The sequence below is a fragment of the Streptomyces buecherae genome (genome assembly GCF_014295035.1).
GTDB classification, from domain to species: domain Bacteria; phylum Actinomycetota; class Actinomycetes; order Streptomycetales; family Streptomycetaceae; genus Streptomyces; species Streptomyces youssoufiensis.
Map to the genome: position 1 here is coordinate 5303205 of NZ_CP060404.1, position 14754 is coordinate 5317958.

Here is a 14754-nt window from a genome sequence, read left to right on the forward strand (position 1 = left end):
GTCAGAGGGGGCGCGCGGGAGGCCCTGACGAGCGCCCCTAGGTGAGCCTCCGGGTTCCGGCGTACGGGATCAGGGTCAGCCCTGATGTCCGGGCAGCGGCCCTCGTGTGACGATCGGGGCATGACCGCCGCAGCACCCCCCACCGAGCCACCCCTGCGCAAGCTGTACCGCAGCGCCGAGGGGCGGATGCTGGGTGGCGTCGCCCGGGGGCTGGCGGGCCATCTCGGGCTGCCGGTCTCCTGGGTCCGCATCGTGTTCCTCGCGCTCCTCATGGCCGAGGGGTTCGGCGTCCTGCTCTACGCCCTGTTCTGGTTCGTCGTGCCGCTCGGCGTCGGCGGCGTGGAGGCCCCGCGGCCCGCGGCCGTCACGGGCCGGGACGGCAAGCGCAGGCTGCTGGCCCGCAAGCCGGACAAGGGCCAGATATTCGCCCTGGTCGCGGTCGTGGCGGGGATGGCCATCTTCGTCAGCAGCTTCCAACTCGGCCGGGCCAACGCCTATGTCTGGCCGCTGCTGCTGATCGGCGCGGGCGTGGCGCTGGTGTGGCGGCAGGCGGACAACGCGCGGCGGGCGCAGTGGGTGGAGCTCAGCCGCCGCAAGCGGCTGCTGCCGATCGCGCGTGGCGCGGCGGGTGTCGTGCTGGTCAGCGCCGGGGTGACGGGCATCGTCGTGATGCAGGGCTCGGCCCGCCATCTGGGCGCCGTGCTCCAGGCGGCGCTGGCCGTCCTCGTGGGCATAGCCCTGCTCGCGGGGCCCTACCTGGTGCGCATGGCCCAGGATCTGTCCGAGGAGCGGCTGATGCGCATCCGGGCCCAGGAGCGCGCCGAGGTCGCCGCCCACGTGCACGACTCGGTGCTGCACACGCTCACCCTGATCCAGCGCAACGCGGAGGACGCGCGCGAGGTCACCCGGCTGGCCCGGGCCCAGGAGCGCGAGCTGCGCGCCTGGCTGAACCGGCCCGAGGGCCGGGGGAAGGAGGAGGCCGACGAGCCGGCGACGCTCGCGGACGCGGTGAAGAGCACGGCGGCGGAGGTCGAGGACTACCACGGCGTGCCCGTCGAGGTGGTGTGCGTCGGCGACTGCCCGCTGGACGACCGGTTGGCCGCGCAGATGCAGGCCGCGCGCGAGGCGATGGTCAACGCGGCCAAGTACGGTGGCGAGGGCGGTGCCGTGCAGGTCTTCGCCGAAGTGGAGGGACGTACGGTCTTCGTGTCCGTGCGGGACCGGGGCCCGGGCTTCGATCTGGACGCGGTGCCGGACGACCGGATGGGCGTACGCGAGTCGATCATCGGCAGAATGCAGCGCAACGGCGGCACGGCGCGGCTGCGTTCCGCGCCGGACGGGGGCACCGAAGTGGAACTTGAGATGGAGAGGGTCGCGACATGACCGAAGGCGTGACGGGCACCGGAGGCAGTGGCGGCACGGAGGGCACGGCGGGAGCCGAGCGGCACGTCCGGGTCGTGCTGGTGGACGACCACCGGATGTTCCGTACGGGCGTACAGGCCGAGATCGGCGCGACCGAGCGTACGGGCGTGGAGGTGGTGGGCGAGGCGGCCGACGTGGACCAGGCCGTCAGCGTCATCGCCGCCACCCGCCCCGAGGTGGTGCTGCTCGACGTGCACCTGCCCGGGGGCGGCGGCGTCGAGGTGTTGCGCCGCAGTGCCGCGCTGATGGGCGACGCGGCGAACCCGGTGCGCTTCCTGGCCCTGTCGGTCTCCGACGCGGCCGACGATGTCATCGGCGTCATCAGGGGCGGCGCCCGCGGATACGTCACCAAGACCATCACCGGCACCGACCTGGTCGCCGCGATCTTCCGGGTGCGGGACGGCGACGCGGTGTTCTCGCCGCGCCTCGCGGGCTTCGTCCTCGACGCCTTCGCCTCCACGGACGCGCCGCCGGTGGACGAGGACCTGGACCGGCTGACCCAGCGCGAGCGCGAGGTGCTGCGGCTGATCGCGCGCGGTTACGCGTACAAGGAGATAGCCAAGCAGTTGTTCATCTCCGTGAAGACGGTCGAGTCCCACGTCTCCGCGGTGCTGCGCAAGCTCCAGCTCTCCAACCGGCACGAGCTGACCCGCTGGGCCACCGCGCGCCGACTGGTCTGAGCGAGCCGGCCCCGCTCGTCGGGAACTGCCCCGGCCCTTCCGGCCCTCGGGGACCTACCGCCGGTACGTCGGCCCGGTTGCCGGCCCACCGCGGGCGCAACCCGCCTGCGGGGCGCCGCCCGGGGAACAGCACCCGGGGAGCCCCGCGCCGGGCGCGCCCGGCGCGGGAGCCCGCCGCAGCGGGGCCCGGGGCACGGCCCGGCGGTGAGGAGCCCGAGGCCAGACCCGGGGCCGGCGTGGGCGGCCGCCCACGCGGCTGCGCTGCCCTCACGGGTGCTCTCAGGAGCGGGGAACTCCGCTCAGGGGCGGTAGACCTCGCCGGGCTGGGGCACGGCCGGGGCCATGAGTTGGGGCACCGTCACGAAGGTGAAGCCGCGCTTGTGCAGGGCGTCGATGATGCCGGGTACGGCGGGCACCGTGCCGTCGTAGATGTCGTGCAGCAGGATGATGCCGTCCCGGTCGGCCTGGTCCAGGACCCGCTTCTTGATCAGCGCGGAGTCCGTCGTGGAGTAGTCCTTGGCGGTCACGCTCCACAGCACCTGGGAGAGGCCGAGTTCCTTGCTGACCTTGGAGACGTCCTTGTTGGTGCGGCCCTGCGGCGGGCGCATGAGGGTCGGCTTGCGCCCCGTTATCTCCTCTATCGCGTCCTGGGTGAGGGCCAGTTCCTTGCGGGCCTCGTCGGGTTCGAGGTCGGTCAGCCGGGGGTGCGACCAGGTGTGGTTGGCCACCTCGTGACCCTCCGCCGCGATCCGGCGTACGAGGTCGGGGTGCTTCTTCACGTGGTTCTTGCCGAGCAGGAAGAAGGTCGCGGGGACCTTCTTGTCCTTGAGCGTGTCCAGGAGTTGCCCGGTGTCCTTGCCGGGGCCGGCGTCGAAGGTCAGCGCGATGCACTTGGCCTTCGCGCAGTCCACCGTGCCCTGCTTCCCCTTGGCGTCGTCGCCGGCCTTGGACCGCGCGGAAGCCGGCGATGTCGTATCGGTCTGCTCCGACGAGCAGCCGCTCAGCACGAGCGCGAGGGACAGCGCGCCGGCCGCGGCCACGGCCGTGCCCGAGGCCCGCAGCCGCCGGCTCCGGGAGCGCCGCCCGCCGGTCGCTGGCGCCTCGGAGGCCGGCGCGGCGGAGTCCTGGGGGGAAGCGGAGACAACGGTGTCGGGCGCGCCGGATATGGGAGGTTCAGAGAGCATGCCGAGCACTGTACAAGCCGTGTATACACGAAGTTCATACACCCCCCTCCTGGCGTTATGCGTCCGGGAGGGGGGCTCGCGGGCGATGGGCCGGCGGGTTCGCGGGGCGTGACGCGCCGCCCGGGGGCGACGCGTCGAGAGGGGGGCGTCGGCTCCGCCGCACCCCTGTGCCGGTGCGGGGACGCGCCCTGGCCGGCGCGGCCCCGCGCCGTTACGGGTACGTACGGAAGTCGGTCGTGTCCACGGTCCAACTCCCCACGGTGACGACGTCACCGAACACGTAGTCGCTGCGCGTGCGGTAGCGCGGCCCGTCAGGTCCGCGGCCGGGATCGGAGAGCGCGGCCACGGTGCCCTTGCGGGGGTCGACGAGGAGGTAGAGCGGAATGCCCATCGCCGGGTACTCCGCCATCTTGTCCAGGTAGCCGTTGGTGTGGTGGGACGGGGAGACGATCTCGGCGACGAGCGCGACGTCCGCCGGCTCGAAGGGATCCATGGTCCGCTTGGTGAAGACGTCGTACGGCACCACGAGCACATCCGGCCTCCGCAGCCGGCCGATGGTCGGGTCTGCGACCTCTCCTCTGGTGTGGGCGATCAGCCGCGGAGAGGTCTCCCGCAACTGTTCTGCCAGTTGCTCACGGATCAGCCACGCGATGAACGCGTGTAGCCGTCCGGGGGGCATCGTCATCACGATCTGATCCCCGACGATCTCGTAGCCGACGAAAGGGTCGGGGGCATGCCGGGCGAGTTCTTCGCCGATCTCCCGCATGCGTGCGTAGTCCATCGTCGTACCGCCTGTTCGCGTGGGCCAAGGTCGGCTGGCGCGACGATTCAAGCCCACGTCGTGGCGAGCCGGACTCATCTCGGGTAGGCCGGACCAGACCTCGGGCGTGCGGGGAGCGGTCGGGCGATGGCGGCACGCCCGTGCGAGCGGATGCTCCCCGCGCGCTGGCCCGCACCCCACGCGCCCCGCCCCCTTCCGCCGCGCCCGACTCCGCTACTCCCTCCTCCCTACTCCTCGCCCCGCCACAGGTCGGGGCCGAAGACCTCGTAGTGGATGCGGCTCGCGGGCAGGCCGAGGGTGCGGAGTTGGGCGCGGGTCGCGCGGAGGAAGGGGAGGGGGCCGCACAGGTAGGCGGTGGTGCGAGGGAGGTCGGGCAGCGGGAGGGCGGACAGGTCGACGCGTCCGGTGCGGTCGGGCGGCCAGGGGCCGGTCGGCTTCTCGTACCAGACGTGGGCTACGGCGTCCGGCAACTTCCGTACCAGGGCGTCGAGTTCCTCGCGGAAGGCGTGGGTGTGTTCGGTCCGGTCGCCGTGTACGGCGACCACGGGTCGCGCCGCGCCGGTGGTCAGCAGGTGGTCGAGCATGCCGATCAGCGGCGTGCAGCCGATGCCGGCGGAGACCAGCAGGAGGGGGCCGTCGTCGCGTGTGTCGAGCGTGACGTCGCCGAACGGCAGGCTGACGCGCAGCGTGTCGCCGGCGCGTACGCGGGCGTGTAGATGTGTGGAGACCGCGCCGTCCGGCGCGCCTTCGCCCTCGCCGGCGGCGGCCTTGACCGTGAGGCGCAGCCCCTCGGGGCGTGCCGCGCTCACGCTGTACTGGCGTATCTGGCGGGCCCCGTCGTCCAGTTCGACCTGTACGGAGACGTACTGGCCGGGCCGGGACGGCGGGGGCGGCGTGCCGTCGGCGGGCCGGATCAGGAAGCTCACCACGCCGTCCGCCTCCGGCGTGCGCTCCACCACCCGGTACTCCCGCCACACGTCGCCCTCGGCCACGCCGGCCGCCGCGTACAACCGGCCCTCCGCGGCGATCAGCGAGTCGGCGAGCAGCCAGTAGACCTCGTCCCAGGCCGCGGCCACCTCCTCCGTGACGGCGTCGCCGAGCACCTCGGCGATGGCCGCGAACAGGTGGGTGTGCACGACGTCGTACTGGTCGCGGGTGACGCCGAGCGAGGCGTGCTTGTGGGCTATCCGGCCGAGCAGTTCGTCGGGCGCGGTGGGCGAGGGCCCGACCAGCGTCGTCGCGAACGCCGCGAGCGCGCCGGCGAGCGCCTGCCGCTGCGCCCCGTTGGCCTGGTTGCCACGGTTGAACAGGTCGCGCAGCAGCGCGGGGTGGGCCGCGAACAGCCGGTCGTAGAAGCGTGCGGCGATCTCGTCGAGCGCGCCGTGCACGGCGGGCAGCGTGGCACGGACCGCGACGGCCGACTTCTCGGACAGCATGGCTACTCCAAATTAGATTCTGAGATTCTTCTTTTAGGTCGGGAGTTTTCGCGGAGGGGGCTTGCGAGGAGGCCGGCGTGAGGGCCGGTCGGAGGAGGGCGGGGGAGTGGGGCGACGTGGGCGCGGGCGCGTCGGCGCGGTGGCGCGCGGTGGCCGCGGTCAGGCGCGCCCGAGCCCCACCGCGGCCCGCGCGTCGCGTGGTGGACGCGGCGCGTGGTGGTCGAGTGGCGGGTGTCGGCTGGTGTGGTCGGGGGTTACGTGGGGCGGGGGGAGAGGCCCAGGAGGACGGGGCCGGTCGGGGCGGAGACGAGGTCGGCGATGGTGATCGGGTCGAGCGTGGCGTAGAAGGACTCCTGCGCCTGGCGCAGCGCGCTGCGCAGCCGGCACGCCGTGCGCAGCGGGCACGGGGGATCGTCCTCGCACCCCACCACGTCGCCCGCCCCTTCGAGCTCGCGCACCAGCCAGCCGAGCGACGCGGCGCGCCCGGTCGAGGTCAGCGCCAGCCCGCCGCCCCGGCCGCGCCGGGCCGCGACCACGCCGAGGTGGCGCAGCCGGGTGACGACCTTCGCGGCATGGCTGTACGGCACGGCGACGGCGTCGGCCACCTCGCGGGTGGTCGGCGCGCTCTCCGCGTCGAGCACCGCGAGGCGCATCGCGACGCGGAGCGCCAGATCGGTGGCCTTGGTCAGTCGCACGCCGCGATTCTATGGAATGCGACTCTTTGATTCGTCTTTGGGGGGTGTCCCCCGTCGCCCCGTGCCCGCTCGGTGAGCGACCCGGCGCCCCCCAGCGGCCTCGGTGGCCACCTTTCCTCAAGCAGCCCGGCGCCCTCCCCCCAGCCGCCCGGCGGGCGCCACGCCCTGCCCCCCCACGGGCGAGCGGGCCCGCCCCCGCGTGGGAGACGGACCCGCTCCGCGGACGGAGATCCGGCGGGTCAGGCCGGCCGCACGTTCCCGTACAGCGGCATCGTGAAGATCGACTCGATCCGCACGTTGGCCCCGGGCCTCGGCGCGTGGATCATCTGGCCCTCGCCGATGTAGAGGCCCACATGGCTGCTGTCTTCGTAGAAGAAGACCAGGTCACCGGGGGCGAGGTCGGTGGTGGCTATGCGCTTGCCCACCTTGACCTGGTCCCAGGTGGTGCGCGGCAGGGCCACCCCGGCGGCCTGCCACGCGCCCCGCGTGAGTCCCGAGCAGTCGTACGAGTCCGGGCCGGTGGCGCCCCACACGTACGGCTTGCCGAGTTGCGCCCGCGCGAAGTCGATCGCCTGCTGTGCCTTCGCCGTGTCGGCCGGGAGAGCGGGGTCGCTCGGGCGGATGTCGCCCGAGCCGTCGCCGGCGCCCGCGTCCTCGCCCTGGCCACTCCCGTCGCCGGTGCCACCGCCGTCGCTCGTGTCGCCGCTGTTCTCGCGCTCCTCCCGCTCCCGCTGTTCCCGCTCGCGCTGCTCCCGCTCCTCGCGCTCCTTCTCGGCCTGTTGGCGTGCCAACTCCCTGGCCTTGCGCTCGGCCTCGGCCTGCTTCTTGCGCTCCAGCTCCGCCAGCCTGGCCTTCTCCTCGGCGGTCAGCCTGGACAGCAGCTTGCGGGCCTCGGCCAGCTTGGCCCGCACGGACTTCTTCTTGGCCCGCAGGTCCTCCTGCGCGGCGGTGAGGGAGGCCAGGCTCTGCGTCGCCTTGCCGCGCTGGGTGGCCGCCGCCGACCGCCGGGCCTCGTAGTCCGTCAGCGCCCGCTGCTGCCGGCTGGTCATCCGGGCCAGCAGGTGCGACTGGTCGAAGAGGCTCTTGGAGTCGGCGGCCAGGAGCAGCGTCGCGGTCGAGTGGGCGCTTCCGCTGCGGTACTGGGCCGCCGCGAAGGACCCCAGCTTGCGGCGTGCCTCGTTGACCCGCTCGGTGTGCTCGGCGACGTCCCCGAGCAGTTCGTCCACCCGGGCCTGTTGCGCGTCCGTGCGTTCCTTGGCCCCGTTGTACGCCTGGGTGGCGCTGCCGGCCTCGCGGTACAGCGTGTCGACCCGCTGCCGCACCTCCTCGACCGAGGGGCGCGGCTCGCGCGGTGCGGCGGTGGCCGGCGGCGCGACCTGGGCGAGGAGGGCGAGGGAGACGAGCGCGGCCGTGGTGAGGCCGGCGGCGGTGCGACGACCGGACGGCATGCCCAGCCGGGGCCGCGACCTGCGGTGTGACGCCAAGGGAGGCGACTCCTTCCGTGGACCGCCTACCGGGTTAGCTGTCGGGTTCGGGCGCTCCGCGCGGCTAGGGGACGGGCGTCGCCGAGCGCGTGGGGAGGGAAGGGATTGCCCTACGGTCCGCACGTGGGGATGCGGTCCGATTCACCCCGGTGGTACTTCCCCCGCCCTTGGGGAACTCCCGTAGGGCGCGGGGAACGGTGGGTCCCCGGCTCCGGCCACCTCTCGGGGCCGAACTCGGCGCGGGCCGCCCGTTGCCGACGCTGTCGCCGACGGGGGTACGGGCCGCCATGACCAGGCACCGTAGCCAATGGCGCGGGTGGCTGGGAAGGCTGGAGTTCGACATGTCGGCAAGGGGTCCGGGGAAGGGCGGTGCGGGTTGTCAGTGGTGCCGCCTAGACTCGGTTCGCGATGAGCAGCCTCTTTGACGACGACTTCCTGGCGGATCTTGCTCGGGCGGGCGGCGAGCCCCCGCCCGAGGAGCAGGAGATCCCCGAGGACGCCCCGGGCGACCCGACGGTGCCCGCGGGCCAGGCCCCGGAGCAGGTCCCGCACGACCTGTTCGAGGGCTGGGACCTCGCCCCGAGCGCGGGCCCGGGGCCGGCCGCCGGCTTCGGCGAGCGCGCCGGCCGCGCGGGGCCCGAGGCGTACGGCGAGGAGCCGGAGCCGTACGGCGAGCGCGAGGCGTACTACCGCAACGGCGCGCCCCGCCCGGCCGTGGATCCGGCCGCGCTGCTCGAGGGGATGAACGAGCAGCAGCGGGCCGCCGTCGTGCACGCCGGATCGCCGCTGCTCATCGTCGCCGGCGCCGGCTCGGGCAAGACCCGGGTGCTCACCCACCGCATCGCGCACCTGCTGGGCGCCCGCCGCGCGCACCCCGGCGAGATCCTGGCGATCACGTTCACGAACAAGGCCGCGGGCGAGATGAAGGAGCGCGTCACGGACCTGGTGGGCCAGCGCGCGAACGCCATGTGGGTGTCCACCTTCCACAGCGCCTGCGTGCGCATCCTGCGCCGCGAGTCCAAGAAGCTCGGCTTCACGTCCTCGTTCTCGATCTACGACGCGGCCGACTCGAAGCGGTTGATGGCCCTCGTCTGCCGCGACCTGGACCTGGACCCGAAGCGGTTCCCGCCCAAGTCCTTCAGCGCCAAGATCTCCAACCTCAAGAACGAGCTCATCGACGAGGAGACCTACGCCGCGCAGGTGGGCGGCGACAGCGCGGGCTCCGGCGGCGGCTTCGAGAAGACGCTGGCCGAGGCGTACACGATGTACCAGGCCCGGCTGCGCGAGGCCAACGCCCTCGACTTCGACGACATCATCATGACCACGGTGCACCTGCTCCAGGCGTTCCCGGACGTCTCGGAGCACTACCGCCGCCGGTTCCGGCACGTGCTGGTGGACGAGTACCAGGACACCAACCACGCGCAGTACACGTTGGTGCGCGAGCTGGTCGGGCCGGCCGAGTCCGCCGCCGAGCTGTGCGTGGTGGGCGACGCGGACCAGTCGATCTACGCGTTCCGCGGCGCGACCATCCGCAACATCCTCCAGTTCGAGGAGGACTACCCGAACGCGACGACGATCCTGCTGGAGCAGAACTACCGCTCCACGCAGACCATCCTCAGCGCCGCCAACGCCGTCATCGAGCGCAACGAGAACCGCCGCCCGAAGAACCTGTGGACGGACGCCGGCGCCGGCGCCACCATCACCGGGTACGTGGCCGACACCGAGCACGACGAGGCGCAGTTCGTCGCGGACGAGATCGACCGGCTCACCGACGCGGGCGACGCCCGCGCCGGCGACGTGGCCGTCTTCTACCGGACCAATGCCCAGTCCCGCGTCTTCGAAGAGGTCTTCATCCGCGTCGGCCTGCCGTACAAGGTCGTCGGCGGCGTCCGCTTCTACGAGCGCAAGGAGGTCCGCGACATCCTCGCGTACCTGCGCGTGCTCGCCAACCCCGAGGACACGGTGCCGCTGCGGCGCATCCTCAACGTCCCCAAGCGCGGCATCGGCGAGCGCGCCGAGGCGATGATCGACGCGCTGGCGCAGCGCGAGCGCATCTCCTTCGCGCAGGCGCTGCGCCGGGTCGACGAGGCGTACGGCATGGCCGCGCGCTCCGTCAACGCGGTCAAGCGCTTCAACGTGCTCCTCGAGGACCTGCGGACCATCGTGGAGTCCGGCGTCGGGCCGGCCACGGTCCTGGAGGCGGTCCTCGAGCGCACCGGCTACCTCGCCGAACTCCAGGCGTCCACCGACCCGCAGGACGAGACGCGGGTGGAGAACCTCCAGGAACTCGCGGCGGTGGCGCTGGAGTTCGAGCAGGAGCGCGGCGTGACCCCGGGCGAGCCGGTGGACGCCGAGGCGCAGCCGGCCGCGGACGCCGGCGGCGCCGGCGCGGGCGAGACCGCGGCGACCGTGGCCGCGGTCGAGGAGGCGGCTGCCGCCGCGGTGGCCCAGGGCGTGGTGACGCAGGACGCCGAGGCCGGGGCGGGCGCGAACGCGGGGACCGGTGGCGGACCGGCCGAGCGGGACGCCGTGGCGGCGCCGGGCGCGACGCGGCCCGCTGTCGCGGGGCCCGAGGACGCGGTGGCTGCCGGCGCCGGGGCCACGACCGGCACGCTGGCGGACTTCCTGGAGAAGGTGGCGCTGGTCGCCGACTCCGACCAGATCCCCGACGAGGACGCGGAGGGCACCGGCGTGATCACGCTGATGACCCTGCACACCGCGAAGGGCCTGGAGTTCCCGGTGGTCTTCCTGACCGGCCTGGAGGACGGGGTCTTCCCGCACATGCGGGCGCTCGGCCAGGTCAAGGAGCTGGAGGAGGAGCGCCGCCTGGCGTACGTGGGCATCACGCGCGCCCGCGAGCGGCTCTACCTCACCCGCTCCACCATGCGCAGCGCCTGGGGCCAGCCCGCGTACAACCCGCCGTCCCGTTTCCTCGACGAGATCCCCGACCAGTACCTGACCTGGAAGCGCACGGGCTCGGCGACGCCGTCCGCCTCGATGGGTTCGGTGGCCTCCTCGCTCTCCTCGTCACTGTCCGCGTCGTCACGCTCCGGCGGCCGGGGCACCAGCAACGCCTTCGCCACCCGCCGGGTCAAAGACCGCCCCGTGGTCTCGCTGACCGTGGGCGACCGGGTCACGCACGACTCGTTCGGCCTGGGCACGGTCGTGGGGGTCAAGGGCAGCGGCGACGCGGCCGAGGCGACGATCGACTTCGGCGAGGAGAAGCCCAAGCGGCTGCTGCTGCGGTACGCGCCGGTGGAAAAGCTCTAGCCGTACGCCCCGGCGCGCGGGCCCACCGTGCGCCGGGCTCGACGTTTGGGCGGCCGGTGCGGGTGGCCCGATGGACGGGCGGGGGCGGGGTGTTCGCGCGGACGTGGGGCGCTCGCGCCATGAGGCGAGCGCCCGGCGCGGCGGGCGCGAGGGGCGTGCGCTGGAGAGAGGGTGCGCCCGGGGTCGGCCGCGTGACCTGTCGTGGTCCGCTGTGTCACCGCCGGCCGGCGCGCGAGCGAGGCGCGGCCGGCGGTGCGCTGTCAGGTCGGGTCGAGTCCGTGCCCGCGCAGCCAGGGCAGCGGGTCGATGGCCGAACCGCCGCCGGGGCGCACCTCGAAGTGCAGGTGCGGGCCGGTGGAGTTGCCGGAGTCGCCCGAGTAACCAATGGTGTCGCCTGCCTGCACCGATCCGGTACGCACCTTCGTGCTGCCCAGGTGGCAGTACCAGGTCTCGGTGCCATCGGGCGACGTCACTATCGCCATGTTCCCGTAGGCGACGTTGAACTGCGTCCGCACCGTGCCGTCGGTGGCGGCCATGACGGGCGTGCCGTAGTCGACCGGGAAGTCGATGCCGGTGTGCACCGACATCCAGTTGATGCCCGCCTGCCCGTACTGCGCGCTCAGTCCGTGCTGCTGCACTGGGAGCGCGTACTTGGGGCGCATGGCCTCCTTGCGCGCTGCCTCCTCCGCCTTGCGCCTCTTCTCGGCGGCCTGCCGCGCCTTGAGGTCGATGCGCTCCTGGGTGCGGCTGGCACGGTTGGCGAAGTTGTCGGCCTTCTCGGTGAGCCCGGCGAGCTGGGTGTCCAGCTTGCTGTTGGCGGCGGTGGGCTGCACCGTCGGGCGGTCGGGCGCGGCCTGCGTGGTCGACTCGTCCTTCTTGTCGCCGTCGCTGCCCACGCCGCTGACGGACGCGGCGGCCACCGCCGCGACGCCCATGACGGCGACGGACGGTACGGCGACGGTCAGCAGCGCGGAACGCCGCGAGCGCGTGGCCGGCCGACGCCGGCCACGGCCGCCGTCCCGGCGCGCGGGCGGGGCGGTGCCGACCGCAACCTCGGGCTGCTGCCGCCGTCGTGCGGCGCGGGTGCCGGGCTCTGCGGGGGAGGGGGCCGAGGGGCCGGAGGGGTGGGGGGAGGACGCGTCGCCGGAGGCGGCGTCGAGGTCGTACGGGGCGTCGAGATCGGCCTCGGACAAGGCCGGGAAGGTGGCCGTACGTTCAGGCTCCGCCTCGGGCGCCGGGTCGTACGCCCGCTCGTGCGCCCTGGTGTGCTCCTCGTCGCCCGACTCCGCTTGCGAGTAGGGCTGCTCGTAGCCGGGAACCCCGGCGGGCGCCGTCGCGAAGGAGCCGGTGTCCCAGCCGCCGTTCTCGTCGTACCGCCCCGGCGCGCCGGCGTGCGCCTCGCCCGGCAGGTCCATCGCCGCGCCACGGGTCACGTCGCCGGCGGTGTCCGGAACCTGGAAGGAGCCGGTGTCCCACTGGATGCTGCCGTACGGGCCGGACTCGGGCCCTCCGGTCTCCCACTGCCCGGTGTCCCACTGGCCGCTCTCGTGCTGCCCGGGCTGGCGCGGGACGCCGTCCAGGGTGCCGGTGTTCCACTGCGCGGCGTCGAACTGCCCGGAGTCGAACTGGCCGGGGGCGAACTGTCCGGTGTCGTACGCCTGGTCCGCGAAGGGGCCGACGTCGAAGGTGCCGGTGGCGAAGGGCCCGCCGTCCAACTGACCGGTATCCGCGGGCCCGGCGACGAACGACCCGGTCACGAACTGCCCGGTGTCGTACGCACCAACCTCGGACTGGCCGGTGTCCACCTGCCTCGCGTCGGACTGCCCCGCGCCCCCCCAGGCGCTGGTGTCCCACTGGCCGGAGGAGTCGGCATCCGCGCCGGTGAACGGCGCTGCGGCAGGCTGCGGATAACCGTTTGCGGCGGCCCAGTTGACCGTGGTGTCGTAGCTGCCGGTGTCATAGCCGTTCGACTGATCGTCGTACGCGGCGTTCCACTGCCCGGCGTCGTAGGAGCCGGATGACTGCCCGTCGTAGCCGGCGTCATAGGGGTCGTGCGCGGCGTGCTGCTGGCGTCCGCCGTCCGAGCCGTTGGGGAGCGCGCCGTACGAGGGGTCGCTGGCTCCGTCGGCTTCGCCGTAACCGGTGGCGAACTGGTCGAAGGTACCGGTGGCGTAACCGTCGTACCCGGAATAGCCGTGCTGTGCGCTCTGCTGGTCATACGACCCGTAATGCGCTGATGAGGCATCGGGAATATGGGCCGCCGGGTCTGGGTTCCCCGACGGGTGACGGTTGTTCACCACCAACTTCTCTTTCGCCTCGACAGCAGGAGAATTAGCGGCGACTGTACCCGGCGGTATGCGACGCCGACAATCTTCCACAGGTTTCTGGCTCGCCGAGAACGGGCATTTGGTCGCCTTTCGGCGCGTCGAGCGGCATTACTTGGCCGTGTGTTCGATATCTGTTCGATGAATTTCGCCATGATCGCGCAACCGAACCCCCTTCCCGAGCGTCTACGGGCCCTCTGCGAGGGGGCTCTGGGGGAGCGTTGTGCGTGCCGCCTCTGAGGGGGAGCGCCCGTCGGGCGGCGGTGGCGGCGGCGTCGGTGTCGGCGGTGGGTCGCGAGGTGGCGTGGTGCGTTGCGTTGTCGCCTCTGGAGTCGCGCCGGTCGCGCCGGTTGCGCTGGGGTGCGGCGTGGCGTGTGCCGTGTGCCGCCTGCTGTGCGGCCAGGTGGGGCGTCGGGGCGTGGTGGGCGGGTGAACTGGCGTCGCGTAAGTCGCCATTGCCGCGTATGCGGTCACTCTTGTGCCGGGTGCCGGGTGCCGGGTACGCGGTGCGCTGGGTGGGGGCCGTGGCGGGGTGGGTTGCGCGGTCGCGTGCGGGGAGGCGAGGGCCGAGGGAGGCGGGGGTGGCCGGTGTGGGCCGTACCCTGCGCCGGGCGGCTGACGGCGCAGGGTACGGCGACTTCACGATGGCTTTCCCGGTCGTCCCGCGAGCTGGCCGCGGCGGCGGCGCGTAGCGTACGTGGTGTCCACGTGTGATTTCCCCCTCCCTCTTCACCGGGGCACGACCGGGTGCGGGATGCTGGCGATAACGTTCGTTCACACCTATGGCCAGTGACGGCAGTCGTGCGTGGCACGTGCTGGCCGCCTGCGGGAGCAGACGGCCAGGAATCCATAAAGGCATGGAGGCAGTGATGGGAGTGACCGGTCCGATCCGCGTGGTGGTGGCCAAGCCGGGGCTCGACGGCCATGATCGCGGGGCGAAGGTCATCGCGCGTGCGCTGCGGGACGCCGGTATGGAGGTCATCTACACCGGGCTGCACCAGACTCCGGAGCAGGTCGTGGACACCGCGATCCAGGAGGACGCCGACGCCATCGGCCTGTCCATCCTCTCCGGCGCGCACATGACGCTCTTCGCCAAGGTTCTTGAACTGCTGCGCGAGCGCGAGGCCGAGGACATCAAGGTGTTCGGCGGCGGCATCATCCCCGAGGCGGACATCGCTCCGCTGAAGGAACAGGGCGTGGCCGCGATCTTCACCCCCGGCGCCCCGACCACGGACGTCGTGGCATGGGTGCGTGCCAACGTGCGGCACCCCGCAGAGGCGTAACCCCCGCGCCCACCGGCCGCCGCCCCCCGCGGCGGCCGGTGGCCGGCAGCCGCCCGTCCGAGGCGTGCGGCACGGGGGACGGGGCGTACGGAGCGTCCCCGTAGGCGGTGGTCGTGGCGGAGGCCCCGGCGCCCGCCCGTACGTGGCCGCGAGGGCCGGTCGGCCGGCGCGGTACGCAGCCGCCCGCGACCGCCC

The 14754-nt window shown here is 73.2% G+C and carries 10 protein-coding genes; 4 read left to right on the forward strand and 6 right to left on the reverse strand.

The features are described 5' to 3' along the window. Window positions 1–120 precede the first annotated feature (120 nt). On the forward strand, window positions 121–1383 hold the full coding sequence (locus H7H31_RS20915; RefSeq protein WP_187060361.1) for an ATP-binding protein: 1263 nt from the start codon (window positions 121–123) through the stop codon (window positions 1381–1383). Then, the gene (locus H7H31_RS20920; RefSeq protein WP_187060362.1) at window positions 1380–2102 is read left to right on the forward strand and encodes a LuxR C-terminal-related transcriptional regulator; all 723 of its coding nucleotides are present in this window, start codon (window positions 1380–1382) and stop codon (window positions 2100–2102) included. The genes H7H31_RS20915 and H7H31_RS20920 overlap by 4 nt, the downstream gene beginning before the upstream one ends. Window positions 2103–2401: 299 nt before the next feature. Here H7H31_RS20920 and H7H31_RS20925 read toward each other — a convergent pair whose 3' ends face one another. The 5 genes from H7H31_RS20925 to H7H31_RS20945 form a co-directional block, all read right to left on the reverse strand. Next, entirely contained in the window at window positions 2402–3286 is an 885-nt protein-coding gene (locus H7H31_RS20925) for a polysaccharide deacetylase family protein (protein WP_187060363.1), read from the reverse strand. Window positions 3287–3497: 211 nt separating this feature from the next. Continuing rightward, window positions 3498–4067 (reverse strand): Uma2 family endonuclease, encoded by a 570-nt coding sequence (locus H7H31_RS20930; protein ID WP_187060364.1) that lies wholly within the window; start codon window positions 4065–4067, stop codon window positions 3498–3500. Between the two features lie 227 nt (window positions 4068–4294). Next, window positions 4295–5503: a globin domain-containing protein gene (locus H7H31_RS20935; protein WP_187059613.1), complete on the reverse strand. Its 1209-nt coding sequence runs from the start codon at window positions 5501–5503 to the stop codon at window positions 4295–4297. Between the two features lie 254 nt (window positions 5504–5757). After that, window positions 5758–6198 carry an RrF2 family transcriptional regulator gene (locus H7H31_RS20940; RefSeq protein WP_187117999.1) on the reverse strand — a complete coding sequence of 147 codons (441 nt, stop codon included), beginning with the start codon at window positions 6196–6198 and terminating at the stop codon, window positions 5758–5760. A 239-nt stretch (window positions 6199–6437) separates the two neighbouring features. Next, window positions 6438–7682: a C40 family peptidase gene (locus H7H31_RS20945; protein ID WP_187060464.1), complete on the reverse strand. Its 1245-nt coding sequence runs from the start codon at window positions 7680–7682 to the stop codon at window positions 6438–6440. A 408-nt stretch (window positions 7683–8090) separates the two neighbouring features. On the opposite strand from H7H31_RS20945, the gene H7H31_RS20950 reads away from it, so the two are divergent. After that, window positions 8091–10952, forward strand: coding sequence for an ATP-dependent DNA helicase (locus H7H31_RS20950; protein WP_187060465.1), 2862 nt, complete (start codon window positions 8091–8093; stop codon window positions 10950–10952). A 260-nt stretch (window positions 10953–11212) separates the two neighbouring features. Here H7H31_RS20950 and H7H31_RS20955 read toward each other — a convergent pair whose 3' ends face one another. Continuing rightward, on the reverse strand, window positions 11213–13249 hold the full coding sequence (locus H7H31_RS20955) for a M23 family metallopeptidase (RefSeq protein ID WP_187118262.1): 2037 nt from the start codon (window positions 13247–13249) through the stop codon (window positions 11213–11215). An 896-nt stretch (window positions 13250–14145) separates the two neighbouring features. Here H7H31_RS20955 and H7H31_RS20960 point away from each other — a divergent pair. After that, the gene (locus H7H31_RS20960; protein ID WP_176162124.1) at window positions 14146–14559 is read left to right on the forward strand and encodes a cobalamin B12-binding domain-containing protein; all 414 of its coding nucleotides are present in this window, start codon (window positions 14146–14148) and stop codon (window positions 14557–14559) included. The last annotated feature ends 195 nt before the right edge of the window (window positions 14560–14754 follow it).